Source organism: Streptomyces sp. NPDC030995, from assembly GCF_055571215.1.
Window position 1 is genome coordinate 128,334 of sequence record NZ_JBVIFS010000019.1, and the last position, 24,105, is coordinate 152,438.

The 24,105-nt window shown below is 70.1% G+C and carries 26 protein-coding genes and 1 pseudogene; 10 read left to right on the forward strand and 17 right to left on the reverse strand.

Translation table 11 applies throughout. From position 1 onward, the window contains the following. Positions 1-59: 59 nt before the first annotated feature. Entirely contained in the window at positions 60-266 is a 207-nt protein-coding gene (locus tag ACZ45T_RS26105) for a hypothetical protein (RefSeq protein ID WP_468445334.1), read from the reverse strand. Here ACZ45T_RS26105 and ACZ45T_RS26110 point away from each other — a divergent pair. Then, positions 199-495: pseudogene (locus tag ACZ45T_RS26110) on the forward strand (hypothetical protein); the annotation flags it as partial. The gene ACZ45T_RS26105 and the pseudogene ACZ45T_RS26110 overlap by 68 nt on opposite strands. A gap of 99 nt (positions 496-594) precedes the next feature. On the opposite strand, the gene ACZ45T_RS26115 reads toward ACZ45T_RS26110, so the two are convergent. Next, complete coding sequence (locus ACZ45T_RS26115) at positions 595-819, reverse strand: hypothetical protein (RefSeq protein ID WP_468445336.1); 225 nt, start codon at positions 817-819, stop codon at positions 595-597. Between the two features lie 308 nt (positions 820-1,127). Between ACZ45T_RS26115 and ACZ45T_RS26120 the strand changes: the two genes are divergently transcribed. Beyond that, positions 1,128-1,421 carry an amidohydrolase family protein gene (locus ACZ45T_RS26120; RefSeq protein WP_468445281.1) on the forward strand — a complete coding sequence of 98 codons (294 nt, stop codon included), beginning with the start codon at positions 1,128-1,130 and terminating at the stop codon, positions 1,419-1,421. Positions 1,422-1,500: 79 nt separating this feature from the next. Here ACZ45T_RS26120 and ACZ45T_RS26125 read toward each other — a convergent pair whose 3' ends face one another. From ACZ45T_RS26125 to tnpA, 5 genes are all read right to left on the reverse strand, one after another. Continuing rightward, positions 1,501-1,758 (reverse strand): hypothetical protein, encoded by a 258-nt coding sequence (locus ACZ45T_RS26125; protein ID WP_468445283.1) that lies wholly within the window; start codon positions 1,756-1,758, stop codon positions 1,501-1,503. Continuing rightward, the gene (locus ACZ45T_RS26130; RefSeq protein ID WP_468445285.1) at positions 1,745-2,020 is read right to left on the reverse strand and encodes a DUF6400 family protein; all 276 of its coding nucleotides are present in this window, start codon (positions 2,018-2,020) and stop codon (positions 1,745-1,747) included. Before ACZ45T_RS26130 ends, ACZ45T_RS26125 begins: the two co-directional genes overlap by 14 nt. A gap of 160 nt (positions 2,021-2,180) precedes the next feature. After that, on the reverse strand, positions 2,181-4,457 hold the full coding sequence (locus tag ACZ45T_RS26135; RefSeq protein ID WP_468445287.1) for an immune inhibitor A domain-containing protein: 2,277 nt from the start codon (positions 4,455-4,457) through the stop codon (positions 2,181-2,183). Positions 4,458-4,644: 187 nt separating this feature from the next. After that, positions 4,645-5,115, reverse strand: a complete 471-nt coding sequence (locus ACZ45T_RS26140; RefSeq protein WP_468445289.1) for a hypothetical protein — start codon at positions 5,113-5,115, stop codon at positions 4,645-4,647. Positions 5,116-5,249: 134 nt separating this feature from the next. Further along, positions 5,250-5,666, reverse strand: a complete 417-nt coding sequence (gene tnpA, locus ACZ45T_RS26145) for an IS200/IS605 family transposase (protein WP_468445291.1) — start codon at positions 5,664-5,666, stop codon at positions 5,250-5,252. A 28-nt stretch (positions 5,667-5,694) separates the two neighbouring features. On the opposite strand from tnpA, the gene ACZ45T_RS26150 reads away from it, so the two are divergent. The 3 genes from ACZ45T_RS26150 to ACZ45T_RS26160 all read left to right on the forward strand — a co-directional run bounded on the left by ACZ45T_RS26150 (position 5,695) and on the right by ACZ45T_RS26160 (position 9,167). Then, entirely contained in the window at positions 5,695-6,915 is a 1,221-nt protein-coding gene (locus ACZ45T_RS26150; protein WP_468445293.1) for an RNA-guided endonuclease InsQ/TnpB family protein, read from the forward strand. A gap of 21 nt (positions 6,916-6,936) precedes the next feature. Beyond that, positions 6,937-7,866 (forward strand): hypothetical protein, encoded by a 930-nt coding sequence (locus ACZ45T_RS26155; RefSeq protein ID WP_468445295.1) that lies wholly within the window; start codon positions 6,937-6,939, stop codon positions 7,864-7,866. Positions 7,867-8,063: 197 nt separating this feature from the next. Next, entirely contained in the window at positions 8,064-9,167 is a 1,104-nt protein-coding gene (locus ACZ45T_RS26160) for a serine hydrolase domain-containing protein (RefSeq protein WP_468445330.1), read from the forward strand. Between the two features lie 72 nt (positions 9,168-9,239). On the opposite strand, the gene ACZ45T_RS26165 is transcribed toward ACZ45T_RS26160, so the two are convergent. Beyond that, the gene (locus tag ACZ45T_RS26165) at positions 9,240-9,686 is read right to left on the reverse strand and encodes a hypothetical protein (protein ID WP_468445297.1); all 447 of its coding nucleotides are present in this window, start codon (positions 9,684-9,686) and stop codon (positions 9,240-9,242) included. A gap of 310 nt (positions 9,687-9,996) precedes the next feature. Between ACZ45T_RS26165 and ACZ45T_RS26170 the strand changes: the two genes are divergently transcribed. Continuing rightward, the gene (locus ACZ45T_RS26170; protein WP_468445299.1) at positions 9,997-10,920 is read left to right on the forward strand and encodes a sterol desaturase family protein; all 924 of its coding nucleotides are present in this window, start codon (positions 9,997-9,999) and stop codon (positions 10,918-10,920) included. Positions 10,921-11,081: 161 nt separating this feature from the next. On the opposite strand, the gene ACZ45T_RS26175 is transcribed toward ACZ45T_RS26170, so the two are convergent. The 5 genes from ACZ45T_RS26175 to ACZ45T_RS26195 all read right to left on the reverse strand — a co-directional run bounded on the left by ACZ45T_RS26175 (position 11,082) and on the right by ACZ45T_RS26195 (position 16,640). Beyond that, on the reverse strand, positions 11,082-11,585 hold the full coding sequence (locus ACZ45T_RS26175) for an SRPBCC family protein (RefSeq protein WP_468445301.1): 504 nt from the start codon (positions 11,583-11,585) through the stop codon (positions 11,082-11,084). 12 nt (positions 11,586-11,597) lie between these two features. Further along, positions 11,598-12,887, reverse strand: coding sequence for an aspartate aminotransferase family protein (locus tag ACZ45T_RS26180; RefSeq protein WP_468445303.1), 1,290 nt, complete (start codon positions 12,885-12,887; stop codon positions 11,598-11,600). An 84-nt stretch (positions 12,888-12,971) separates the two neighbouring features. Then, positions 12,972-14,102 carry an acyl-CoA dehydrogenase gene (locus tag ACZ45T_RS26185; RefSeq protein WP_468445305.1) on the reverse strand — a complete coding sequence of 377 codons (1,131 nt, stop codon included), beginning with the start codon at positions 14,100-14,102 and terminating at the stop codon, positions 12,972-12,974. Beyond that, the gene (locus ACZ45T_RS26190; protein WP_468445307.1) at positions 14,099-15,736 is read right to left on the reverse strand and encodes an aldehyde dehydrogenase family protein; all 1,638 of its coding nucleotides are present in this window, start codon (positions 15,734-15,736) and stop codon (positions 14,099-14,101) included. Before ACZ45T_RS26190 ends, ACZ45T_RS26185 begins: the two co-directional genes overlap by 4 nt. Positions 15,737-16,178: 442 nt before the next feature. After that, positions 16,179-16,640: a MarR family winged helix-turn-helix transcriptional regulator gene (locus tag ACZ45T_RS26195; RefSeq protein WP_468445309.1), complete on the reverse strand. Its 462-nt coding sequence runs from the start codon at positions 16,638-16,640 to the stop codon at positions 16,179-16,181. A gap of 79 nt (positions 16,641-16,719) precedes the next feature. Here ACZ45T_RS26195 and ACZ45T_RS26200 point away from each other — a divergent pair, with 79 nt between their 5' ends. After that, on the forward strand, positions 16,720-17,088 hold the full coding sequence (locus tag ACZ45T_RS26200; protein WP_468445310.1) for a VOC family protein: 369 nt from the start codon (positions 16,720-16,722) through the stop codon (positions 17,086-17,088). A gap of 2 nt (positions 17,089-17,090) precedes the next feature. Beyond that, positions 17,091-18,077, forward strand: a complete 987-nt coding sequence (locus tag ACZ45T_RS26205) for a DNA-3-methyladenine glycosylase family protein (RefSeq protein WP_468445312.1) — start codon at positions 17,091-17,093, stop codon at positions 18,075-18,077. A 128-nt stretch (positions 18,078-18,205) separates the two neighbouring features. Here the strand turns inward: ACZ45T_RS26205 and ACZ45T_RS26210 are convergent, their stop codons facing one another. Next, positions 18,206-18,460, reverse strand: a complete 255-nt coding sequence (locus tag ACZ45T_RS26210; protein ID WP_468445314.1) for a hypothetical protein — start codon at positions 18,458-18,460, stop codon at positions 18,206-18,208. A gap of 798 nt (positions 18,461-19,258) precedes the next feature. Between ACZ45T_RS26210 and ACZ45T_RS26215 the strand changes: the two genes are divergently transcribed. Next, positions 19,259-21,331 carry a HelD family protein gene (locus tag ACZ45T_RS26215; protein ID WP_468445332.1) on the forward strand — a complete coding sequence of 691 codons (2,073 nt, stop codon included), beginning with the start codon at positions 19,259-19,261 and terminating at the stop codon, positions 21,329-21,331. 106 nt (positions 21,332-21,437) lie between these two features. Here ACZ45T_RS26215 and ACZ45T_RS26220 read toward each other — a convergent pair whose 3' ends face one another. From ACZ45T_RS26220 to ACZ45T_RS26230, 3 genes are all read right to left on the reverse strand, one after another. Continuing rightward, positions 21,438-21,944, reverse strand: coding sequence for a Tn3 family transposase (locus ACZ45T_RS26220; protein WP_468445316.1), 507 nt, complete (start codon positions 21,942-21,944; stop codon positions 21,438-21,440). Positions 21,945-22,076: 132 nt separating this feature from the next. Further along, positions 22,077-22,649 carry a DUF4352 domain-containing protein gene (locus tag ACZ45T_RS26225; RefSeq protein ID WP_468445318.1) on the reverse strand — a complete coding sequence of 191 codons (573 nt, stop codon included), beginning with the start codon at positions 22,647-22,649 and terminating at the stop codon, positions 22,077-22,079. Positions 22,650-22,795: 146 nt separating this feature from the next. Further along, positions 22,796-23,287 carry a nucleoside-triphosphatase gene (locus tag ACZ45T_RS26230; protein WP_468445320.1) on the reverse strand — a complete coding sequence of 164 codons (492 nt, stop codon included), beginning with the start codon at positions 23,285-23,287 and terminating at the stop codon, positions 22,796-22,798. A gap of 138 nt (positions 23,288-23,425) precedes the next feature. Between ACZ45T_RS26230 and ACZ45T_RS26235 the strand changes: the two genes are divergently transcribed. After that, the gene (locus ACZ45T_RS26235; protein ID WP_468445322.1) at positions 23,426-23,878 is read left to right on the forward strand and encodes a YbhB/YbcL family Raf kinase inhibitor-like protein; all 453 of its coding nucleotides are present in this window, start codon (positions 23,426-23,428) and stop codon (positions 23,876-23,878) included. Positions 23,879-24,105 lie beyond the last annotated feature (227 nt).

Consider the following 24,105-nt stretch of genomic DNA (forward strand, 5'->3'; position numbering starts at 1 on the left):
TTCACCGCCGATCGGGCTCGGCGCCGCCCGCATGGAGGCGGCGCCGAGGGCTACTGCTACTACAGCCCGGCTCCGGGATCGTCCATGGCCACGGTCCGCAGCGGCCGGTGTCCCCGCTCGTCGAGCTGGGCCAGTTCGTGCTCGTAGTCGACGGTGATCGAGCCGTAGTGGTTCACCACCGTGCTGCGGGCCGGCGAGATGTGCGCCAGGATCTCGGCGTCCACCTCGCGGCCGGCTCCGCGCAGTTCGCCGACGGCCAGGCCCATTACTCGACGATCTCCCGCAGATGATCGGTACGGGTCTGCTCACGCTCGCAGCCGTCCTCGACGGCACGTCTCCCCGCCACCCGCACCCCGCCGCGCGGTCGGCCGCCAACTCACCGAGCCGCTGACGGCCGACACCGTCCTGCCCCCGGGGCAGCGCTGCAGCCAGACGCTGCGCGCCTGGTTCCTCCGTGAGGTGGACCCGGCCTTCCACTTCGACGCGGCCATGTGGACCTTCGTGGCCGAGGGCGCCGGGCGCACCCTGGGCGAAGCCGCCAACCGCTGGCATGCAGCCGTTCCGCGACGAGGTGCTCCGTGGACACCTGACCGATCACCGCGACGCCGGGGTGCTCCTGGTGCGCACCCCCGGATCGGCCGCTCGCATCCCGGACTGGGTGGACGAGGACCCGGACATGCCGCGGGTCCGCTCGGCCGGACGCTGGCTGGCCACCCCCGGCCGGTTCTTCCCCGGCTTCGGCCGGGACGTGAGCGAGGCCGACCTCGTACGCGCCGCCGTCGAGGAAGCCCAGGCCTCCTCGGGCTGGTGCAAGGTCATCGCCGACTGGAAACACGATGAACCGGCACTGCCGCCGGAGATCCTCGGCGCTGTCGTACAGGCCGTGCATGCGATCGGCGGCCGGGTGGCGGCGCACTGCCAGACGGCTGACGGCAGCCGGAACGCCGTTCTGGCCGGTGTCGACAGCCTGGAGCGCGGCATGCACCTGGACCCCGGCCTCATCGACCGGATGGCCGCTCAAGGCACGGCGCTCGTTCCGACGCTCGGCGTCTTCGGCGCCGGGCGGACCGACGGCGCGCCGCGGAGCCGAGTGCCGGCAGGGACTGGTGGCTGGCCGGATGGGAGGGATGCTGCCCAACGTCAGGGCCGCGCACGAGGCCGGCGTCACCGTGCTGGCCGGCACCGACAGCTTCCCGTGCGGCACCGTCGCCTCGGAGGTCGCATGGCTGGTCCGCGCCGGTCTGTCGGCCGAAGCGGCTGTGGGCGCAGCATCATGGGCGGCCCGTTCCTGGCTCGGTCTGCCCGGCCTGGTCGACGGGGCGCCCGCCGACCTCGTCGCCTATGACACCGGCCCGACGCTCGACCCCTCCGCCCTGGCCCACCCCAGCCGCATCATCCTGCGCGGTCGCGTCGTCGCCTGACCGCCGGCCGGCCGGGGGAGCGCACCGCACGGAGGCAGGCCTGCGGCGGGGCCGAGGCGGCACACGGGCCCGGCACGCTTCAGGAACCGGGCAGAGCACCCAGGACGCGGTCCCACAGGGAGCGGGTGGCGCCGAAACCGGTCTCGTGCACCCAGACGTGGGTGCACGCGGGGCACTGGAGGTGGAGCAGACTGCCGGTGTTGGTGAGCAGGTAGCGCCAGTGGGTGGAACAGGTACGCCGCTGCTCGCAGGGCTCGCAGCCGCGCGCGTCCGCGCACTTCGGGCAGGCCACCCAGGCACGGCGCCCGGGGTCGGCCTGCGGGTCAATCGGCAGCACGGCCGTCTCCCCGCGCGGGCAGCACACCGGCCGCGACCAGATCGTCGTAGAGGCGCTGCTGCCCCGCGTCGAGTCCGGAGTACAGCAGGTCGTAAGCGGCCTCCTCGCCGAGCAGCACGTCGATCGGATCCCAGTCCGGGCCGAGCGCCGCCATCACCTGGGCGCGGCGGAGCACCTCCTGCGAGGTGAGGTCGACCGCGAAGTCGACCAGCGCGGGCGCGCCGGAGGCGTCGGGGGAAGGGGCGGGGGCGTCGGGGGCCATGGCATCGAAATTAGGCAACCCTTCCTTCGCAGGTCAAGGGAGGGTGGGCGGAGTCACAGACCCACGGCCCCGGCTGCGCCGCGTCCGCTCCCACGGCGGGCCGACAGCCGGGAAGAGACCGTTGCGAACGGCCGGAGCCGTTCGCAACGGTCTGGGTCCGTCAGGGGGAGGGGCTGACCTGGAGGGTGGTGCGGGCGCCGCCCGAGGCTTCCTTCTCCACCGTGATCCGCGTTCCGGTGTCCGGGACCCGGACCCCGAGCTGAGGCAGCTCGGCGTTCCAGTACGAGCCGTGGCGGTCATCGAACACCGCGACGCCCGGCCGCGACGGGATCACCACCGGGGAGCCCGCCTTGTGCAGCACGATCCGGTCACTCGCCCGGAGGGAGAACGGCGCGTCGAAGGTCTGGGCCCGAGCGTTCAGCAGGACGCCGTCCGCGAACCGCAGCGGCTCCGGACGGGCGTCGACCGGCAGCAGCAGACCGCCGCCCGGGTGGGCCTTGGTGGTGTTGTCGCTGTACTCGGTGTTCCAGAGCCAGATCAGCACGCCCTGCTGGTACGGGTAGAACTCCACCTTGTCCCCGCTGAAGCCGAAGTTGTACGGGCCGGACTTCAGCAGGCTGCCGTAGCCCGTGTAGCGGCGGTTCTCCGCGAAATACGCGCGCGGGTGCTCCGCGATGCCCGTCCGGCCCTCCGTGCGCGACCACTTGTGTGCCGTCCAGCCGTTCGCGCCCTGTTCCGCGCCGTCGCGCAGCAGCTCCCGGCCGCCGTCCGCCGTGATCCGGATGTCGTCGAAGGTGACGCCCTTGCCGTGGGTGTTGCTGTCCGAGGTCACGCGCAGCCGCAGCTGGACGCTCCGCCCGGCGAACCGGTCCAGGGGGACGCCCAGTTCCCGCCAGCCGGACGAGGTGCCGGAGACCCCCTTCTCCGGGATGGCGGCCCCGTCGACGGTGCCCGGCAGCGGCGCCCAGTTCGTGCCGCCGTCCGTGGACGCCTCCACCGTCAGGAAGTCGAAGTCCTGCTCGATGTCGTACCAGACGCGGGCGTTCAGCCGGGCGGAGCCGGCCCCCGTGAGGTCGACCGTACGGCCGAGGGTGTTGTCCATGAAGTCGCCGGTGCCGCTCCACCACTGGCTGGCGCCCTCGTACGGGTCGGTCAGCTCGGTACGGGTCACCGAGGGCGGCAGGTGCACCAGCAGGGCCTGTGGGTCCTCGGTGTTGTAGCCGGAAACGCCCAGCACCGCGCGTGTCTTGCGGCCCGCGTCGGCCTCCGTGTACTCCAGCCAGCCGAGCTGGAGCTTGCTCCACGGGTCGAGGTCGCCGGGGAACTCGCCCGTCGTGTTCGGGCCCTTGCCGAGGTAGGACGCCGAAGACATGAGGGACCAGAAGTTGACGCTGTTGTCCCCGTCGGAGCTGTACAGGTCGGGCAGGCCCAGGTCGTGGCCGAATTCGTGGGAGAACAGCCCGGCTCCGCTGTTCTCGCCGCCCGTGAGGTAGTCGCCGGCCCAGATGCCGGTGTCGCCGACCGGCGTGCCTCCGGCCTTGTTGCCCTCCGGGCCCGCGCTGCCGGCCTGGTTCCAGTACGCGAACCAGCGGTGCGCCCAGACCGCGTCCTTGCCCTGGGCGCCGCCACCCCAGGTCTGGTCCTTGCCCGCGTGCACCACGACCAGGTGGTCGAGGTAGCCGTCCGGCTCGTCGAAGTTCCCGTCGTGGTCGGCGTCGTAACGGTCCCACACGTCGTATTCGGCGAGCTGCGCCTTGATCTGCTCGGGCGTACGGCCCTTCGCGCGCTCGGAGTCGTACCAAGCGGCGGTGGCATCGCGGATCATGTCCCAGTTGGTGCGGCACTGGCCCGGCTCGGTGCAGTTGTCGGTGCCGTAACGGGCCTCGTTGAAGGGGAGCTTGACCCAGTCGGAGACGGTGCCGTCCATGTCGTAGCGGCCGGACGACTGGAGCCGGTAGTAGGCGCGCATGGACGCCGATCCGGGATCCGTGGAGAAGAACTGCCGCTGGTAGAAGTCCCGTCCGAAGTCCTTGCGCCAGAGGGTGTGGTTGTCGTCCCGGGCGGGCCTGCCGATGGTGTTGTGCAGGGGGCCGGGAGTGCCGCCGAAGCGCGGGTCCGTCTGGTCGCCGAACTCGGCCAGGATGACGAAGACCTTGTCCTTGCGTTCCTGGGCGAGTTCGACGTACCGCTCGTCGATCTTCGCGGTACGGGGGAGGGTGCCGTCCGCCTCAGCGCGCAGGCCGGCGCCGCCGCCTGCCGCGACGCTTTCGAGGGCCTGGCGGCGCAGGGACTGGCGCTGGAGTTCCAGCGGAGCGGGCGGCGGGGCGGCGGCGTGTTCGGCCTGCGGCCCGCCGAGGGGCGGAGCGGGAGGCGGGGTGGCGGCGAGCGCGGGGGTGGAGAGGAGGGTGAGGGCGGCGAGGGATATCGCCGCTCCCACCGCAGCGAGTCTGCGCAACGTGGCTTGCCTTTCCGTGAGTTGAGCCCGGCGGTGTGCCGCAGCGCAGGTAATATTTCACATGTGACAGGTCATGGATAGATGTGCGGTGCCGCGCGGTGCCTCGCGGTGCCGTGCGGTCAGAAGGGCAGGGCGCCGCGCACCGGTCAGGCGGACCGCCGGCTCTCCGTCAGGACTGCCGGCTTGATGGGCCGTCCTCGTCGGTGAGGAAATGGACGTGGCGCAGTTCGGCGGGCGCCTGGGGGCCGAGGGCGAGGAGGTCAGGGTCCTCCTGGACCTCTCGCCAGAACTCCGCTTCGGTCGGTGCGGTCCCGAGGACCATCCACGGTGCGCCGTACCTCGTGCCCGCCACCCATACGCCGAACTGCCGGCGACCAGGGCCGAAGAGGTCCTCCCCGACGGGTTCGTACTGCATCTCGGCGACCAGGCTCGACGTGTGCGGGTGCGGACATTCGAGCTGCAAGTGCCCCCGCTCCCACGAAGCGCGAAGGCGCTCCGTCGCCGAATCGGCGACGGAGTCGGCGCCGTCCAACGCCCCTTGGTCAGCGTTCGAGGCGGCGGGCCGGAGCACGCGCACCAGCAGCCCGTGCTGGCACGGCTGGTAGTCGAAGAGCCTGAAGACATTGATCGGGGCGCCCACCGGATCATTGTGCCGTCCACGCGGCAGCCTTGATCACCGTCGCGTCTCACCAGATGCTTTACCGGGAATCTTGCAGAATGCCCCGGCTTTCAGGCCGGGGATGAATGCATCTCGGGATTGCTCTGACCCGCAGGTCACAGCGGACGTTTCTGCTGCTCGATGTACTGGTGAATGATCGCCAGCGGTGCGCCGCCGCACGAGGCTGCGAAGTAGGACGGCGACCACAGGTGTCCGTGCGTGATCGCTTGGTTGATGTGGCCGGTGAACTCCTGTCGGATCAATCGGGCCGAGACGCCCTTGAGGCTGTTGACCAGCTTGGAGACGGCGACTTTGGGCGGGAAGTGCACCAGGAGGTGGACGTGATCGCGTTCGCCATTGAACTCCTTCAGCTCGGACTCGAAGTCCTCGCATACCTTGCGCATGATCTCTTCGAGCCGCGTCAGCATCTCGTCGTTGAACACCCCGCGCTGGTACTTCGTCACGAAGCCCAAGTGCACGTGCATCGCTGAAACCACGTGTCTGCCACGGCGGAACTCGTCAGTTGTAGGCATGAGACCAACCGCAACTATGATCACGACTATGCAGCTTCGCTACTCCTACCGGGTGTACCCGGACGTCCCCCAGCGCCGTGCGCTGGCCCAGGCGTTCGGGTGCGCCCGCGTGGTGTGGAACGACTGCCTGCGCGCCCGCAGGGAGGCGTACACGGCCGGCCTGCCGTTCGTGCAGTCGGCGGAACTGTCGAAACTGCACATCACCCAGGCCAAGCAGACCGAGGAACGGGCCTGGCTCGCCGACGTCTCGTCGGTGATCCTCCAGCAGTCGCTTCGTGACCTGGACACCGCCTACAAGAACTTCTTCGACGGGCTCAAGGGCAAGCGCCCCAAGATGGGCGCACCCCGGTTCAAGTCGAAGAAGGACACCCGGCAGTCCATCCGCTTCAACGCCAACGCCTTCTCCCTCCCGGACAACGGGACCGTGTACGTCGCCAAGGTCGGCAACGTCAAGGTGAAGTGGTCCCGAACGCTCCCGGCCGCACCGACCTCCATGACCCTGGTCAAGGACTCCTCGGGCCGGTACTTCATGAGCTTCGTCGTGGATACCAACCCCGACGTGCTGCCCGAGCTGGACACCGAGACCGGCATCGACCTCGGCCTCGGGCACTTCGCGGTGCTCGCCGACGGGACCAAGGTCGATAGCCCCCGCTTCCTGCGCCGAGCTGAGAAGAAGCTCAAAAAGATGCAGAAGACCTTGAGCCGAAAGGCCAGGGGAAGCAACAACCGCGCCAAGACGCGGGCCAAGGTCGCACGCCAGCACGCCCGCGTGGCGGACCGGCGGCGCGACTGGCTGCATAAGCTCTCCACCGATCTGATCCGCGACAACCAAGCGGTCTACGTGGAGAACCTCGCAGTCAAGGGATTGGCCCGCACTCGTCTGGCGAAGTCCGTACACGATGCTGGCTGGTCGCAGTTCGTCGGGATGCTGGAGTACAAGGCCGCTAAGCATGGCCGGTACTTCGGAAGGATCGGCCGGTTCGAGCCGACGTCTCAGGTCTGCTCGGCCTGTGGCGTCAAGGACGGTCCCAAGCCCCTGTCGGTCCGTGAGTGGACCTGTCAGGAGTGCGGGACCGTCCACGATCGCGACGTCAACGCCGCACGCAACATCCTGGCCGCCGGACGGGCGGACAGGCTAAACGCCTCGCGGAGCGCAGGTAAGACCAGGACGAAAGTCCCGGCGCAGCGCGTTGAAGCAGGAAGCCACCGAGACGGTCAGCCGACCGTGGTAGGAATCCCCGTCCTTTAGGGCGGGGAGTACGTCAAGGATATGAGCACCCGCTACTTCGCCCACCAGAGCTGCGAGCCCGACGACGAGCTCACCGCCGCCGACGCCGCCCGCCGGCCCCACCACGTGCGGCGGATCGACACCGGGATCGGGGCGATCGTCGAGCGGTTCCACGCAGGCGCGATCCGCGAGGTGATCTACGAAGGCGTCGAGCCGACCGGGCACGCCACGCGCTACGGCGCGGTCCCGTACGAGGTGGTGCGCACGACTCGGACCGCGACCGGCCGGGTGATCGAGCGTGACCGGCACCGCGCCGACGGCACCCTGACCGCGCGTGCCCGCACCGAGACGGATCCCGACGGCCGGCCCCAGGTCGAGGACCACTTCGACGGCACCGACGCCCCGACCTCGCGCGACGTCTACACCTGGCACGGCGACGAGCTGCGCCAGGTGGTCACCCACCAGCCCGACGGCCGCAGCGACGTGACCTACGAGGCCGACGACGACGGCCACGACGGCCACGACCGCCCCGACGACGCCCCGCTCGCCGCGATGCGGGTGCCTGCGGTGCGTACGATCACCTTCGAGCAGGGCCACCCGACCGCGGCCGACGCGCCGTGGGGCCGGCAGGTCCTGACCCTGACGACCGACGGCACGCTCGGCTACCAGCAGTGGGTCAGGGGCGAGGTCCGCGGCGCGCGCGGCCGGGTCGATCCCGCGCGGATCCACGCACTGCTGGCGGCGCTCGCCCGCACCGGCTTTCCGGCCGCGCCCCAGCAGACGTTCCTGCCCGGCGCCTCGGTGAGCACGCTCGCGGTCGAGCCCGGCGGCCGCGTGGTGATCGACTTCTTCTTCGCGCTCGGGCTCGACGGCTACCGCGACGTGATCCGCCCGCTCGGTGACCTCAACACCGCGCTACGCCGGCGCGACCAGGCGGCGCTCGCGGCCTGGCGCTTCGAGCCGCGCGCGTGAGGCCCACCCCGCGCAGGGGGTTAGCCCTACCTGGAGATGGGCGGTAGCAGGATCGTCCCGGGCGGCCGTATCAGGACAACCTGGACCCGTACATACCGCTGATTTCCCAACGATTTCACAGGAGTTGGCTCGTGCGTGAGCAAGCATGGCAGAGGTCGGGTTCCCTCGGGCGGCAGCGGATCGGCCGGCGCAGACTCATGTCGGCCGCGGTCGCCGTGGCCGTCGGTGTCATGGCGATGGGCGCCCTGGCGCCGCCCGCGGCGTTCGCCGCCGCGAGGCCGGACACCGTCCAGCAGGGCCTGAACGCGCTGGTGGACACCGACGGCCTGCCCGCCGCGCTGGCGAGCGTCAAGGACGGCGAGGGCCGCACCCGCACGTACACCGCAGGGGTGGGCGACGTGGCCACCGGCTCGAAGGTGCCCAAGGACGGGCAGGTGCGGATCGGCAGCACCACCAAGACGTTCACCGCGGTGGTCGTGCTGCAACTGGTCGCTGAAGGGAAGGTCGGCCTCGACACCATGGTCGACACCTATCTTCCGGGCGTCGTCCGCGGGGAGGGCATCGACGGAAACCACATCACCGTCCGTGAGCTCCTCCAGCACACGAGCGGGCTTCCCGACTACGAGAAGTACGTCGAGGAGGACATGGTTCGGCACCGGTACTTCGAACCCCGCGAGCTCCTGGACCTCGCTTTCCAGCACAAGGCCGACTTCGCCCCCGGGGAGAAATGGGGGTACAGCAACACGAACTACGTGGTGGCCGGCCTGATCGTCCAGAAGGTCACCGGGCGGACCCTCGCCGAGGAGATCGACCAGCGCGTCATCAAGCGCATAGGGCTGCGCCACACCTACTTCCCCGCCCCCGGTGACGTGACCATCCGGGAGCCGCATCCCAAGGGCTACCGGAGGGATGCCGCAGGCGCACCCCTGCGCGACGTCACGGAAATCGACCCCTCCGCGGGCTGGGCGGCAGGTCAGATGATCTCCACCAACTCGGACGTCAACCGGTTCTTCACCGCGCTCCTGGCCGGCCGTCTCCTCCCGGCGGCCCAGCTCGCCCAGATGCGTACCACCGTCCCCATCGGGGACACCGGCGCCGGCTACGGACTGGGGCTCATGAGCAGGCCACTGTCGTGCGGCGGTGACTACTGGGGTCACGGTGGTGACATCACGGGATACGAGACCCGGGGCGGAGTGACCGACGACGGCCGCGCCGCCAACGTCGCAGTGACCAGCATTCCGACCGACGGGGCCGGCACGAGGCATCTCGACAGCGTCGTGGACACGGCCCTGTGCCGCTGAGGACGTAGGTCCGCGCGCGTGCTGTGAGGCCGGGGATTTCCAAGGCCCGGCCTCACAGCACCGTGCCCACCGTCAGGCGATTTTGTCGAGGACCCGCTGCAGGTCACCGAAGGCGTAGGCCCAGTTGTGGCATTTGAAACTGCGCAGGTCCTCGATCGGGGTGCTGCAGCCGTGACAGCGCAGCCCGGCGATGGCTTCGGGGGCCTCGACGTTGACGTACTTGCGATCACCCAGGATCACTTCGGCGATCATCTTGCGCTCGTGCACCTCGCCGAGTGCCGAGGAGACGATGTCGAGCCAGCTGGGCTCCCTGCCGCATGCCGAACACTCCCGGGTGTCCCCGCTGACCCAGAGCGGCGCGCCGATCGTGCCGGCCTCCATCCCCAGCAGCTCCTCGACCTTGCGCACGTCGTCCTCGCGGGTCACCCATCGGTGGCGGCCCGGCAATGAGGCGGGGGAGTCGTAGACGGCGCGGAAGACGGTGTCGCTCACGTTGTGGGTCTCGCGTCGGGACGTCATGGTGACCACCTTCATCGGAGGCGCTGCCCGGTCCGGGGGCGGCGCGCAGGACGGAACGCGGCTGACCGCCGGCCGGACGGGGATCAGCCCGTGATGCGACTCCGAGGTTCTCGTAAGGAGGACGGAAGAACGGACGCGGGCTCGCGCGGGAAAGGCCGAAGTCGGGGATCACCACGCGGTTGGCCCACAGTGGGTACGGTCGGCGGCCGGGGCGAGGGCCTGTCAGCGGGCTCTGACAGGGGGCCCGCCGTCCGAGAGCGCGGCGGATCCGTCCAAGCCGGTCGAGCCGGCGCGGCGCACGCTGATGGACATGGGCAACGACTTCGTACGCTACATCTACGCCCCCTTCCTGCTGCTGGGAATCAACGGGGCGGGCATCGCTCTTCTGGCCGCGGGCGCCTCCAGGCTGTGGCTGCTCGCACTCCTCGCGGTGGCGATCGCCGCGTCCTTCACGGCCGAGCGCCTCGTGCCGTACCTCCCGGAGTGGAACGAGCCTGCCGGGGACGGCGGCCGTGACGCCGCGCACGCGGTGGTCAACGAGACCCTGGTCCTCGGCAGTGTGACGACCATCCCGCTGCTGGCCGCCTTCGTCACCGTCGCCGACGTGTGGCCGCACGGGTGGCCCTTCGCCCTCCAGGTGCTCTTCGCGATCCTGGTGGCGGATGCGGGCACCACCCTGGTGCACTTCGCCAGCCACAAGGTGGGAATCCTGTGGCGGTTCCACGCGGTCCACCACTCCGTGGGCCGGTTCTACGGTTTCAACGGACTGATGAAACATCCCCTGCACCAGAGTGTGGAGCTGGCCGTCGGCGTGGCTCCCCTCCTGGTCATCGGGCTCCCGGTCGATGTCGCCGCCGGGCTCTCCCTCGCGGCCGCCGTCCAGTTGCTCATGCAGCACTCCAACGCCGACTACCGCGTGGGACCGCTGCGAGGGGTGCTGGCGCTGAACGAAGGGCACCGCTTCCACCACCTGAAGTGGGCGGGGGTGGGTGACGTCAACTTCGGCCTGTTCACGCTCATCTGGGACCGGATGTTGGGCACGTACTCCTTCGATCCGGCCCGGCGGTTCACGAGCGCGGACCTCGGAATGGCGGACAAGCCCGACTACCCGGTGGGCTATCTCGCCCAGCTCGCCGAGCCCTTCCGGGCGAGCGGCGCCTGCGTGGCGGATCCGGGAGAGGGGGTCCAGGGTCTGTCGGCCGCGCGTGACAGGGTGGAGCAAACCGAGGCGTGATCGGGGTGAAGCGTGGGCGGCCACGCGGGGGGCATCGACGACTTCGGGGGTTGAGCCGTCTCGCCGCGTGGCGCCCACGCCGTCTTGATGACCTCGGCCGGTCGGACAACCAGCCGGTCGGTCAGCCGGTCAGCAGGTCAGCAGGTCAGCAGGTCAGTCGGTTAGGAGCCTGACGGCGCCGCCGGGACCCGAGCCGAGCGGTCCAGCGTGGACGAGGCGTGGCGGAAGGTGACCTTCTCGTCGAAGAGGCCGAGGAGGATGCGCTCCATGTTCTCGGTGAGGACACGGATGGCGACCGGGTCGATGATGCTGGCCAGGCTGGGCACACCGAAGTCGAACTCCGAGCGGAACGACAGGGTGGTGTCCGCTCCGTCCGCGGCGAGCCGCCATTCCCCCTGGAAGACGTCGAAGTCGCCCTCGGTCTGCTCGAAGACGATGGTCAGGTTCTCCCGGTCGAACCGGTCCGACTCGCTCCAGCGCAGGATGCCGTTGCGGAAGTACACCTCCCAGTAGCTGGGCAGGGCGCCGTCGGCGGTCGGCGGGTCCACCCGGACCAGCCGGACCGCTTCGACAAGGGCGGGATAGCGGGCGAAGTCGCTGACGGTGTCGAACACGTCCGTCGCGGTGCGGCCATGGATGAGCGCGTCGATGGTGACGGTCTGCATTGCCTGGGTTCCTTATCGGTCGGCGGACGGGAAGCGGCGGCCCAGCGCGGCGAACGAATCGTCCACGGCGGTGAGGAGCTGGTCCGTTTCGGCGTCGGTGATCAGTGCCGGCGGGGTGAGGCGCAGCACGGTGGAGTTGTTCAGCGAGTGGTTGACCAGCACGCGGGCGTCGAGGAGGTCGAGCACCAGCTCGCCCGCGAGGCCCGCGTCGTGGGCTTCGATGCCGATCAGCAGGCCTTCTCCGCGGACCTCGCGGATCAGGTGCGGGCAGTGGCGCTGGGCGCTGGCCGCGATGGCTTCCCGTAGGAGGGTGCCGATCTTCGCGGCCTTGCCGACGGCGTCCTCGAAGGTCACCGCTTCGATGGCGGCCTTCGCGGCGGCCATGGCCACCGGTGCGGCGGCGAAGGTCGACGTGTGCAGGAAGGGGTCCTTGTCGAAGGGCTTGTACGCCTTCTCCGTGGCCACGGCGGCAGCCACCGGAATGACGCCACCGGAGAGTCCCTTGCCCACCAGCATCACGTCGGGTTCGATGCCTTCGGCGTTCACACCCCACCAGCGGCCCAGGCGGCCTATGCCGGTGAGGATCTCGTCGACGACGAGGAAGGTTCCGTAGGCGCGGCAGAGGCGCTGCACCTCGGTGAGGTAGCCGACGGGCGGAATGATGACTCCGCCCTCGCCCTGCACCGGTTCGAGGATGAAGCAGGACTCGGGGCCGTCCTTGAGGACCTGCTCCAGCGCGGCGGCGTCCCCGTACGGGACCTGCTCGACCTCGGGCAGCAGCGGCCGGAAGGTGTCCTGGTAGATGCCGCGCGCCGTGACGCTGAGGGCGCCCATGGTCTTGCCGTGGTAGCCGTTGACCGTGGTGATCAGGCGTCGCTTGCCGTGGGCGCGGGCCAGCTTGATCGCGGTCTCGGTGGCCTCGGTGCCCGAACCGACGAAGTGCACCTTGGTCAGTCCCGGCGGGCAGACGTCGACGAGGGCCTGGGCAGCCTCGGCGGCGAGCGGCTCCAGCAGGATCCGGGAGGACACCGGGTGGGTGCGGACCTGCTCGATGACGGCCTCGGTGACGTGCGGGTGGGTGGCACCGAGGATGAACACCCCGTAGCCCGCGCAGTTGAGGTAGTCGATGCCGCCACGGGTGTGCAGGAGGGTGCCGTGTGAACGCGCCTCCAGGTGCCCGCCGAACATCTCGCCCAGCGAAGCCCGGCCACTGCTCAGGTGCCGCCGGAAGGCGCTCAGCGTGTCGGCCGCCGCGTCGAGGGCTGCGACGGCGGCATCGGGGTGTGTGTCCGAAGTGGTCATGCAGGTCTTCTTCCTTGGATCGGTACGGAAGTGTGTGTCGGTGGCGGGCCCCCGCACGCGGCGGTGCGGCGGGGGCCGCCGGGGTCACTGGACCCGGAGGGCTTCACCGGTGAAGTGGGCTTCGAGCGCCGCCGCGATCGAGTGCTTGGCCGGGGGGTGGAACTGCACCGCGTGGCACGCCGCCGCCAGGTACGACACCTCCGGCGCGGTGATGAAGGCCATGCCGCCCAGCACCTCCACCGAGGTGTCCACCGCGCGCCGGATGGCACCCTGCACGGTGTAGCGGGCGATGAGGGCCTTGGCGAGGGTGTCGTTGCCGACGTGACCGGCGTCGACGATCGATGCCACGTTCTCCAACGCCATGGCGGCGCCCTCGAGTTCGGTGAGGACCTCGGCCCGTATGGCGGGAGTGCCCCGGCCGGAGGCGAGCAGCCGCTCGGCCAGCGCGCTCGCCGCGCCCAGGTAGCTCGCGCCGACGAGCAGCGAGAACCACACCAGACCGACCGTCTGGAGGTAGTCCAGGTTGGTATCGGGATCCAGCTGCGGCCGGACGATCAGCTCCTCCGAGACGGACACGTCCTCCAGGACGACCTCGTCGCTCTCGGCCCCGGTGAGCACGGTGCTCTGCCAGAACGGGCGGACCGTGATCCCCGGCGAGTCGGCGGGGATCACGGCGATCCCGAGTTGCTGGCTGCCGTCGGGCTGCATCAGAGCGACACTCGCCGTGATCAGGTTCATCGAGCGGGAGAGGCTGCAGGGCCGCTTCGTGCCGCTGATCCGCCAGTTCGTCCCGTCGGGGCGGGCCGTCATGGTGGGCGCGAGGATGCCCTGGTTGGTGTTGCCCTCGGCGAAGGCGCTGGACATCAGCAGGTGGTCACGGGCCACCGCGTCGAGGAGCATCCATTCGAAGCCCTCGCTGTGCTGCGCCAGCGCGACCAGGCAGGCCACCGAGAAGTTGTGCATGGTGGTGGCCACGGCGAGGGACGGCGACCGGACCCCGATGGCGCGGGTGCAGCGGACCGCCTCCAGCGCGGTCGCCCCCAGGCCGCCGTGTTCGTCGGAGACCAGCAGTCCGGTACCGCCGGCGTCCTTGAACAGGGCGAGGCCCGGGTTGCCCTCCTTCTCCAGCTCGGTCATGGCCAGCGCGGCCAGTGACTTGTCCAGGCCCGGCAGGAACCTCTCCAGGGTGTCGCGTTCGGAAGACAGCCAGCTCATCGGGCGGCCCCTTCGGCCGTCGGGGCGGGGGTGGCGGTGCGGCCCGGGGGCAGCGCGCTGTCGAAGACGGAGATGCGCGGCATGACGTCGGTGGCGATGCTGATGCCCTGCAGGTGGCTGGTGCGCAGCATCGGGAAGTTGCACTCTCCGAAGACTCCGCCGGTCAGCCCCGTGCCGCCGTGGGTGGGCAGGGAGGGCACGAAGCCGAGGTGGCTGTCGTTGATCTTGAGGAGTCCGCCGTTGCCGACCTCGTCGCAGAACGCCTCGATCACACCCGGGTCCTGGGCCCAGAGGGAGTTGCGCAGGCCGTAGGGGTTGTTGTTGATGAACGCGATGGCGTCCGCGAGGACCTCGGCGTCCGACGCCGGGCTCGGCACCACGAGCGGCAGCATGGGGAAGAAGGTCTCCTCGCGCACCGCGCGCACCTGCTCGGCCGCCTCCAGACCGTCCACGCGCAGGACGGTGGGCGTGACGAAGACACCCGAGGAGCTGATGGTGCCGTCGTAGTCCATCCGCTCGCCGCCTCGCACCAGGGTGGCGCCGGCTTCGAGGGAGTCCTGCAGGACGGTGAAGAAGTCCGCCGTCTTCATCACCGGCGAGAGGACCGCGTCGGGGGCCTCCGGGCGCCCGGGGCGCAGCTCCTCCACGAGCTTCACCAGACGGGCGCTCAGCTCGTCGGCGATGTCGGGGTGCACCAGCACGTACTTGGGCACCATGCAGATCTGGCTCGACCCGTAGAAGCATTCGCTCAGCGCCCGTGCGGCCAGGTCGAGCTCGGCGTCCTTCCACACCAGGACGCCGTCGTTGCCCGCGAGTTCCAGGATCGGCTTCTTGCCGTGACGGCTGCACTCGTTGCCCAGCTCGACGCCGCGCACGCTGTCACCGAAGTACATGATGTCGTCCACGTACGGACTGTTCAGCCACTGGTCGAGGATCGGCCGCGGAGGACCGCACACGAGGCTGAGCGTCCCCGCCGGCGCGCCCATCTCCTCCAGCAGGGGCGCGGCGATCTCCCGCCAGGCCCACGCGACACCCAGGGGGGTGCTCCGCGGCGCCTTCACGACGAGGGAGTTGCCGGCGATCAGCGCGGGTATGCCCAGCAGCGAGTTCGACGCGGCGGCGTTCTGCGGGGGGCTCAGGCAGACCACGCCGTCCGCCTTGCGGACCAGGCGCACCTCGCGCTGTCCGATGCGCTGCGAGAACTCCATCATCTCCGCGTTCGCCGCCAGCGTCTCGGGGCTGGACCCGGTGATGCACCCGGCGACCTCCCACTCGGCCAGCCGGCGGGGGTGCCCTTCGGCGACCAGTACGTCGATGAACTCGTCCACCCGGTCCTGCAGCGCGCTGTGGAACCTCGCACCGAACGCGAGCCGCTCCTTGAACGGAACCTTGACCCACTCCCGCTGGGCCTCCTTGGCCGCCTTCAGGGCGGCCTCGGACTGGTCGAGGGTGGACAGCCCCACCCGGCCGGCAATGCGAGTGTCGTCGGGATCGGGCTCTGCGCCGCGGTCCAGTTCGCGTTTGAGTGACAGCGCGCCGAACGCGTCGTCCAGCAGCGCGCTGGCGCGCAGACAGTAGATCCACTTGCTGGGCTCGACATCGCGTCCGGCGATGTACGGCGAATACGACCTCACGGACAACTCCTCAGTAACAACGTGACGGGCAGCGCCCTCATCACGCCTCAAACTAGGCATCCGTAATGCACAGGCTGTTTAGCTACCGGGCAGCTCTCGAACAGACTTTCCGTGCACGGGAATGCACCGTTCCTTTGAACTGGCGCATTCGCGACCCCGTGAACTGGCGTACTTCAGATCCCTGGAGAGGCGGGGCGCGGGCACGGCCCGGACGGGGGAGATCGGCCCCATCTCGCGCTCGAAGTACGCCTCGGTGCCGGAGATCACCGCTGGCCAGGTACCGCTCTCGGCCCCCGGGCGCCGAACCGCGGGGGCGCCTCGCCGGGCGCCCGGACCCACAGGCGGGGCCGGGTCGTCGCAGTCGGGGAGCCCACGTGCAGAAGTGACGCCGAGCGCGTGCGCGACACAACCCCCAGGGGTGACTCTCGCCTGCCCTGTCTGCTCACTCGCCGAGGGCCTCGGTCATGGTGTCGAGGTCCGCGAGGAGCGCTGCCAGGCGCTTGGCCGGGATGGCGTTGATCATGCGTACTTCGATGGCGTAGACGGCGGCACGGGCGGCGTGCAGGCGCTCCTGTCCGGCGGGGGTGAGGTGGACGGGCAGGGCCCGGCCGTGGTCGGTGGTGGCGGGCCGGGTGATGAGACCGGCCTCTTTCAGGCCGCGCAGGACGACGTTCGCGGACTGCCTGGTGACGAAGGTGCCGCGGGCCAGGTCGGCATTGGACAGGCCCGGCTTCTGGTCGAGGAGTTCGAGGCAGGAGTACTGCGGGACGGTGAGGTCGTGGTCGCGCAGGGCCTTGTCCATGGCACCGCGCAGGGCCGCCGAGGCGCGTTTGAGGCGGTAACCCACGTGCTCGGTGACGTCTTGGGCGGGGTGGGGCAGGGGGATCGGCGCACGGTCTTCCATGTCAGCATTTTGACATACCCGAGCAGTGGCCCTACGGTCTCGATGTCAAAGTGTTGACATCAAAGTTCTGGGAGGAACCATGCCCGCCACCGTCGACGGCCCCGACTTCGTCGCTCTGCAGGTGAAGGACGTGCAGGCCGCAGCGGCCTTCTTCGAAGGGCACCTCGGTATGCGCCGTGCGCCCTCTTCACCGCCCGGCGCGGTGGTCTTCGCCGGCAGCCCCATCCCGTTCGCCGTCCGCGAGCCGCTCCCGGGTGTCGACCTGGACGGCGACACGCGCCCCGGACTCGGGGTGGCCCTGTGGCTGCGGACCACGAATGCCGCACAGGTGCACGAGCAGCTCGTGAGCGCCGGCGTCGACGTCACTCCGCTCCAAGACGGCCCGTTCGGCCCCATGTTCACCTTCACCGGCCCCGAGGGCTACCGGCTCACCGTGCACGGAGGCTGACCATGACGGCCGTCGTCTTCACCCCCCAGGGCCCGTTCTCGCTCGCGGCCGGCCTGCGTTTCCTCGAGGGCTTCACCCCGGCCCCCTACCGAGGCGGGCAGGACGGCATCCTCCGGCTGGCCTTCCCCTCGGACGACGGCCGCTTCACCGTCACCGCCGCGGTGCGGCAGGACGAGACGGCGGCTGCGGGGGCGGCCGGCGCGGTGCGGGCTGAGATCGTGCTCCACCCCGCCGACGCCGACGGCACCGGTCTGGCATCGCCCGTGGCGCCCGGCGACCCCCGCGACAAGGCTGCCGCCGCCGACGTGGCGCGTATCCTCTCGCTGGACGTGGACGGCACTCGCCTTCCCGAGCTGAGCTCTGCCGATCCGGTGGTCGCGGAGTTGATGCGGGAGTTCCCCGGCCTGCGGCCAGTCTGTTTCAACTCGCCCTACGAGGCCGCGGCGTGGGCGATCGTAGGCCAGCGGGTCCGTATGAGCCACGCCGCCGCCGTGAAAACCCTGCTCGCCCGGCGGCACGGACAGCGCGTCGAGGTCGCGGGCCAAGAGCTGTTCGCTTTCCCCGCACCGGCGGTCCTGCGGACGATCACGAGCTTTCCCGGCCTGACCGAGGTGAAGACACGGCGGCTGCACGCCGTGGCCGAAGCCGCAGCCGCCGGCGAACTGGACGCCGCCCGCCTGCGCGCGCTGCCGGCCGAGGACGCCCTCGCCGCACTGCGGGAACTGCCGGGCATCGGCCCGTTCTCTGCCGAGCTCATCCTTGTACGCGGCGCCGGACACCCCGACGTGTTCCCCCGCCACGAACCCCGGCTGCACGCCGCCATGGCCGACGCGTACACCCTTGAGAGCGGGACGACCGGCACCGAGGCACTGGTCCGCATTGCCGAGAGGTGGAAGCCCTACCGCAGCTGGATCGCCCTCCTGCTACGGGCGTCGCACGCCGGCACCATCCGTAGAAGGTCGAGGGTCAGTGCCAGCCGACGGCAGTGACCACGGAAGAGGCGACGTCGGCGATGGAACCCGAAGTCGCATCGACGGTGAAGTCCTCGAGGGCTAGCGCCGAGGTAAGCCCAAAAGCCGCCAGTTCTTGATCTTGGCGGGTGTGGTGGTCGGTCAGCTCAACGCAGGCTGGCAGCCGGGAGTGCGTTGACGCGGTTCTCGTACTCGCGGCGGGCCTTGCGCTGGGCCGGGAGCGCCGCGGTGCCGTCGAGGACCTGGCAGAGGTCGAGGAGTCGCCGGTGGACCGCGAGGACGGCGGTGACGCGCAGGGTGTAGCCCTGGCCGCGTCGTACGGTGATGCCCTGGTCGAGTGTGGCGCGCTCGGCGGGCTCCAGTTCGGCGGCGCGGAGGAAGTCGGCGACCTTGCCCGGCATGTCGACGGCGACCGCCAGTTCCGGGGCGGGGCGCCCGGATCGACGGCCGTGTACTCGGGCAGGAGGTCCGCGACGGCGGGGCGGCGCCCGCCCTTGTTGCCCTTCGCCTCGGCGGCCCGCAGCCCGTCGTAGGTCAGTTCGCGCTGGAGGTCCCGGCCTGCTCCTCGAAGACAACCGGGGCCGTTCATTGGAGGCCCGCCGCGCCTGTCGTCATTCGTTCCTTTGACGACATCAAAGACGCGGAGGCCGAAGATCGGCGGATCCAGGTTGGGCGGCGCGGGTCGGATGGTCCGGGCACGGACGGGCCTGCCGCCGGGCGTCGCGGCGGCGAACGGGGTGAGAGTTCACCGATCCGTTCTCTGGGTCGGCCGCGACCGACGGCGGCGTGGTGCTGCGGTCCTGAGACGGGGCCGTCGGCACGGGTCGGGCAGTGGTGGACCGGTCGAGGGCTTGACCCATTCTGTGCTCGTCTCCTCGGTCGGGTCGCCAGACGAAGCGACCAGATGCCCCCTGGCAGTGAGCTCGATGGCGCCGGTCGCCTCGCCGGATCTTCCCCCTTTTCCCGAGCGCGGCAAAACATCGCCGGCATCCAAGGGCGGGCTCGCCATAAGGCACGCGGGCATCGGGAGCGCAAGTAGCGATATACGGAACGGCGGAATGCAAGATGCGCCATACGGTCAGCCGTCATGGATTCAGTCGTAGGCCAGGCCATGGCTTGCCAAGTAAGTCAAGACTTATCTTTAGGGAACTTTGACCGTATGGTGTGGCTCGAATCGAAGGAGCCCCCTGTTGTCGAAAATGAATGATCCCGCTGTGCGTGCGGTTGAATCGGAGCGGGATTATGTGTCCTCCTTATACGAGTTGCTCACCGAGCGGCTTTCCGAGGCGCAAGTACACCGAGCGAATGTGCTGAAGGCCCCGACGGAAAGCGCCGGTGAGGCATACGAGAGAGAAATCGCCGCCGAGCGTCTGGCCAAGGAAATCGGCCGGCTGGAGGGCGCCGAAAAGGGGTTGGTCTTCGGCCGCATCGACTGGACGGATGGCACGGCTCTGCGCATCGGGCGGATCGGACTGCATACGGAGGAGGATGACCTGCCTCTGCTCGTGGACTGGCGCGCGAACGCGGCGCGGCCCTTCTACGAGGCGACACCGGTCCACCCGATGGACCTGCGGCGGCGCCGGCACCTGCGCCTCCAGGAGCGCACGGTCATCTCGGTGAGCGACGAACTGCTGGACGGGACCGCCCCGACCGACGAGGACGTCGTGGGGGACGGCCCGTTGACCGAGGCTCTGTCGGCACGGCGTACGGGCAGGATGCACGCGGCCGTCGCGACGCTGCAGGCCGAGCAGGACGAGATCGTCCGCTCCGCCCACCGCGGGGTGACCGTGGTGCAGGGCGGGCCCGGCACCGGCAAGACGGTGGTCGCCCTGCACCGGGCGGCCTATGTCCTGTACGCGTTCCCGCGCGCCGCGGAGGAGGGTGTCCTGGTGGTGGGCCCGAACGCCCGGTTCCTCGACTACATCTCCCAGGTCCTTCCCTCGCTCGGAGAGAACGACGTCGTTCTGGCGACCTGCCGGGAACTGGCCGGAGTGTCCACGGACACGGTGGACCCGTTCGATACGGCGCGTCTCAAGGGCAGCTCCGACCTCGCCGACGCCTTGGCCGGCCTGCTGCGCGTCCACCAAGCCCCCGCCGGTGACTTCACCGTGCGGGTCGGACAGGAGCTGGTCCACCTCTCCGGCGAGGAAGTCGCCACGGCACGCGACGCCGCCGTGGCAGCCGTACTGGGGCACAACCCCGCGCGCCAGGTGTTCAAAGAGCTCTTGGCCGACGCCGTCACCGACGCGATGCAACGGGACATGGGCGACCTCCTGGAGCAGATCGACGCCGATGCCGAAAGGATGACGGGCCTCAACCTCGACCGGTTCACGGGAGCCGCCCAGCGCCGTGTCGAAGGTGCGCCCGATCCAGGGCCGGCCCACGAGCTGGACCTGGACGCCATCCGAGCCGATCTCCTCGGCGACGCCGACGTCGAGCGAGCGGTCGAGGTGTTGTGGCCGCAGCTGGTACCCGGTGACCTCGTGAAGGCGCTCCTGACGAACGCCGGCGCTCTCGCCGAGCGCCTGCCCCGCCTGACCGCGCAGGAGCGGTCCCTTCTGCTGCGCGGTCCGGACGACCCGTGGACCGATGCCGATGTGCCGTTGCTGGACGAGGCGGCGAGCCTGGTCGACGGCCCCCCCGAGCGGACGTACGGGCACGTCGTCGTCGACGAGGCGCAGGAACTGACCGCCATGCAGTGGCGGATGATCGTCCGCCGCTGCCCGGCAAGGGCGATGACGCTGGTGGGTGACTTCGCCCAGGCAGGCCCGGTCGCGACAGCACGCGACTGGAAGGAAGCACTGAGCCCCCACGTCGGACCGCGGTTCAAACTGCACAACCTGACCGTCAGCTACCGCACCACGCAGGAGATCCTGGAGAGCGTCAGGGACTTGCTCACGCGGATCGCTCCGGACCAGAAGCCCACACGGTCACTGCGAAGCGGTGAGAGCCCTCGCACCGTGACCACACCTCCGGACGGGTTGGTCACCGCCGTCGTTCAGGAACTGCGCGCCCAGAGCACCGCGCACTCGGGCGAGCTTCTAGGAGTGATCTGCGCGGACACCAGGGTGAGCGAGCTGACGGCCCAAGGCATCGCTCACCACGCACGCATCGTGCCGGCGTCCGAAGCACGCGGCCTGGAATTCGACGGGGTCGTCGTCATGAACCCCGAGGAAATCATCACGGCCCGCCCCGGCGGGGAAAGGGACTTGTACGTAGCCCTGACCCGGGCCACCAAGCGCCTCTGCACAATCACCGTCCAGCCCGCCTGACGACTCGGCGCCCGCGTCGTCGCCGCGGGCGCACCGGCGCGGTACAGACACCGGCCCGCGCGCACGGGGCTGCTCGCCGCCTCACCGATCGTGGCCGCACCCGGCATCACGCGGCCTGGTCCAAGCCGACGACGTTCAGATCCCCCTCGCGCAGCAGGGTGAAGTCGACGTCGAGCTTCGGGTCGTACGCGTCGGGTTCGATGCCGAGTTCGTGCGTGCTGTACTCGCCGAACCGTTTGATGTGCTCGGTCAGGTACGGCGAGATATGGGCCAGGTCCTCAGGATCGATCGCCCATCCCTCTTCCAGCAGCTGGCGGACGATCTCGGAGATGTCCAGGGCATTGTGGAAGATCACCGCATTCGTGAGCAGAGAGTTGAACTTCATCGCCTTCTCCTGCTCGACGGGGTCGTTGTCGGCGAGTACGCCCTGGTTGCCGATGGAGTTCTTACCCGCCTCGCCGAACAGAGCGTCGATGTGCACGTACTCGGTGGTCTTGCTGGGCCGGTAGAAGGTCAGGCCCTTCCAGTTCCTGATCCTGGGCATGAGGTCGAAGCCCAGCAGGTGTGCCAGGGTGAAGACAGGCAGTGACTGGCCCTGGGTGTCCGCATGCACGTGGTGGGCTCGACCTCGGAGGCTGCTGGGGGCTGGACCTGTTCGCCGCCGAGCCGTGCTGGGCATCCGAGCGGGCGGTGCGGAAGCTCGCGAACCTGTGAGCCGAGCCGAAGGGTGGGAAGCCAGGCGGGGTCAGGGCACGTTCCACTGGCCGGTGTTCCGGGCGAAGCCGCTGTTCATCGAGAACTGCACCTTGGTGATCTCGGATGTGGCGGGAACTTCGAAGCTGATGAATCCCAGTGCGGTGTCCCCGGGCGCGACGGTGATGCTGCCGGGGAAATCGGGGCCGGCGCTGGTCTCCGCGTATGCCGCGTTGAACTGCTGACCCTGGGTGTCCACGACCTTCGCGCCCTTGCTCGGAGAGTCCTGGTAGACAGCGGTGCCGGTGTTCTTCAGCCGGAACTGGGCCGCCACGTACCGAGCTCCCGCCTCGGGGGTGGAGTACGGGTTCTTGGCGCGGGCCGGGTCGACGACTTTCACTAGGGTGACCGCGAGGTTCTCGCCGTCGTTGAGGCCGGTGAGGTCGATGGTGGTCCCCACCCCGGCGGCAGCGGGCCGGGACGGTGTGGGCGGCGGCTCTACGGCGATCGCCGCTCCCCGGACCGGCGTGCTGCTCGCCGGTGCCGTGGTGACCGTGGCTTGTCCGGAGCAGCCCGTCATGGCCGCGAACAGCCCCGAGAGCACAAGTGCGAGTACACGGCGCATCGAACCTCCCGGAGGCCGCCGTGCTCTGGCAGAGCGCGGACAGAAGAGCCAGGATCCACGATCCTCGGCGGGGCCGGAACACGCATCCGGGAGGGGTCCCGGCTCCGGTCACGGGTGGCTGGGGAGCCGGTGCTCAGGCGGACGGTTCACGAGGGCCCGCCCTCCAGCCGGGCCGCCAGTGCTTCGGGCAGGCTGTCCCGGTTGGCCGCGGTGAGGTGGACGACCTCGACGTCCGGGCGCTGTTTGAGGGCGTCGGTGAACGGGTCTCGGTGCGCCTGAACCGTGGCGACGATGTCCACGGCAGTGCCGAACAGTGCCCGTACCGCGTCCCGGAACGGGACACAAGCCAGTTCCATCCGGCCGAGCTCGTCGATCAGGACGAGCCGCCCGGGCGCCGCCGTCGGCTGGAGCGACGGCAGCGCCAGCCGTTCCATGACGCTCAAGTCGACCCCGTACCGCCCGACACGCGTCGGACCCGGGAATCCGGTGTGGGCGAGCATCGCCCGCTCGCCCATCAGTGTCTCCAGGGCGAAACCAACCCGGCTGCCACCCTGACGGATTTCCTCCGTGGTGAAGCCCACGGCCTCGCGCGTGCGCAGCAGATCCGCCAGCCGGCGAATGGCGGTCGTCTTGCCCACGCCCGGACGTCCTTCGAGCAGAATCCTTGTCGGCACACTGCCATCATCGGCGCCCGTTCGGCGGGAAGACGCCGCTGATCGGGTGTTCTGCCCGGCGGGCTGGTGTCCGCGCCGCCGCCCGCGGGTAGGGCGCCGCGCATGACCGGAATTGAACTCAGCAGCGCCGCGTTCGACGATCACACCGCGATCCCCCGCCGGTACAGCGGTGAGGGCGAGAACGTCTCGCCGCCCCTGACCTGGTCGGCGGCGCCCGAGGGGACCGCTGAGCTCGTGTTGCTCTGCGAGGACCCGGATGCCCCGGGAGGGACCTTCCTGCACTGGCTGGTCACCGGCATCGATCCGGGGGCCACCGGAGCCGAGGAGGGGCAGAAACCACGAGGCGGGCTGCCGTGGCCCAATGACTTCGGGCGCGTGGGCTGGGGTGGGCCGATGCCTCCGCCGGGGCACGGACCGCACCGCTACTTCTTCCGCCTGTACGCGCTGTCCGAGCCGCTCACCCTGCACGACCGGCCCGCCGTCGACACCGTGCACCGCGCGGTCAAGGGCAAGGAACTGGCCGTAGGCACTCTGGTCGGCACGTACCAGCGCTGACCGTGGCCGACCGGACGGGTCGGGGTGGTCGAGGTCGAGGAGGAGGGGGACGAGGACGGGAACGGGGACGGGGACGAGCTCGGCCCTAGGCCGTCTCTTTCGGATCTTGCCGGTCAAGCCCGCGTTGTCTGGTGCCGTGCATCGCAAGGCGGAGGGGGGGGGGGGGGGGGGGGGGGGGGGGGGGGGCCACCAAAACACCGGGAGGGGGGGGGACGGACAGTGGCAAG

Excerpts from the sequence above, each read along its gene's own strand:
- ACZ45T_RS26105 (WP_468445334.1), bottom strand. The coding sequence starts at position 266 with ATGGGCCTGGCCGTCGGCGAACTGCGCGGAGCCGGCCGCGAGGTGGAC.
- ACZ45T_RS26115 (WP_468445336.1), bottom strand. The coding sequence starts at position 819 with ATGACCTTGCACCAGCCCGAGGAGGCCTGGGCTTCCTCGACGGCGGCG.
- ACZ45T_RS26120 (WP_468445281.1), top strand. The coding sequence starts at position 1,128 with ATGCTGCCCAACGTCAGGGCCGCGCACGAGGCCGGCGTCACCGTGCTG.
- ACZ45T_RS26130 (WP_468445285.1), bottom strand. The coding sequence starts at position 2,020 with ATGGCCCCCGACGCCCCCGCCCCTTCCCCCGACGCCTCCGGCGCGCCC.
- tnpA (WP_468445291.1), bottom strand. The coding sequence starts at position 5,666 with ATGCCTACAACTGACGAGTTCCGCCGTGGCAGACACGTGGTTTCAGCG.
- ACZ45T_RS26150 (WP_468445293.1), top strand. The coding sequence starts at position 5,695 with ATGCAGCTTCGCTACTCCTACCGGGTGTACCCGGACGTCCCCCAGCGC.
- ACZ45T_RS26155 (WP_468445295.1), top strand. The coding sequence starts at position 6,937 with ATGAGCACCCGCTACTTCGCCCACCAGAGCTGCGAGCCCGACGACGAG.
- ACZ45T_RS26160 (WP_468445330.1), top strand. The coding sequence starts at position 8,064 with ATGTCGGCCGCGGTCGCCGTGGCCGTCGGTGTCATGGCGATGGGCGCC.
- ACZ45T_RS26165 (WP_468445297.1), bottom strand. The coding sequence starts at position 9,686 with ATGACGTCCCGACGCGAGACCCACAACGTGAGCGACACCGTCTTCCGC.
- ACZ45T_RS26170 (WP_468445299.1), top strand. The coding sequence starts at position 9,997 with ATGGGCAACGACTTCGTACGCTACATCTACGCCCCCTTCCTGCTGCTG.
- ACZ45T_RS26175 (WP_468445301.1), bottom strand. The coding sequence starts at position 11,585 with ATGCAGACCGTCACCATCGACGCGCTCATCCATGGCCGCACCGCGACG.
- ACZ45T_RS26180 (WP_468445303.1), bottom strand. The coding sequence starts at position 12,887 with ATGACCACTTCGGACACACACCCCGATGCCGCCGTCGCAGCCCTCGAC.
- ACZ45T_RS26185 (WP_468445305.1), bottom strand. The coding sequence starts at position 14,102 with ATGAGCTGGCTGTCTTCCGAACGCGACACCCTGGAGAGGTTCCTGCCG.
- ACZ45T_RS26195 (WP_468445309.1), bottom strand. The coding sequence starts at position 16,640 with ATGGAAGACCGTGCGCCGATCCCCCTGCCCCACCCCGCCCAAGACGTC.
- ACZ45T_RS26200 (WP_468445310.1), top strand. The coding sequence starts at position 16,720 with ATGCCCGCCACCGTCGACGGCCCCGACTTCGTCGCTCTGCAGGTGAAG.
- ACZ45T_RS26205 (WP_468445312.1), top strand. The coding sequence starts at position 17,091 with ATGACGGCCGTCGTCTTCACCCCCCAGGGCCCGTTCTCGCTCGCGGCC.
- ACZ45T_RS26210 (WP_468445314.1), bottom strand. The coding sequence starts at position 18,460 with ATGCCGGGCAAGGTCGCCGACTTCCTCCGCGCCGCCGAACTGGAGCCC.
- ACZ45T_RS26215 (WP_468445332.1), top strand. The coding sequence starts at position 19,259 with ATGAATGATCCCGCTGTGCGTGCGGTTGAATCGGAGCGGGATTATGTG.
- ACZ45T_RS26225 (WP_468445318.1), bottom strand. The coding sequence starts at position 22,649 with ATGCGCCGTGTACTCGCACTTGTGCTCTCGGGGCTGTTCGCGGCCATG.
- ACZ45T_RS26235 (WP_468445322.1), top strand. The coding sequence starts at position 23,426 with ATGACCGGAATTGAACTCAGCAGCGCCGCGTTCGACGATCACACCGCG.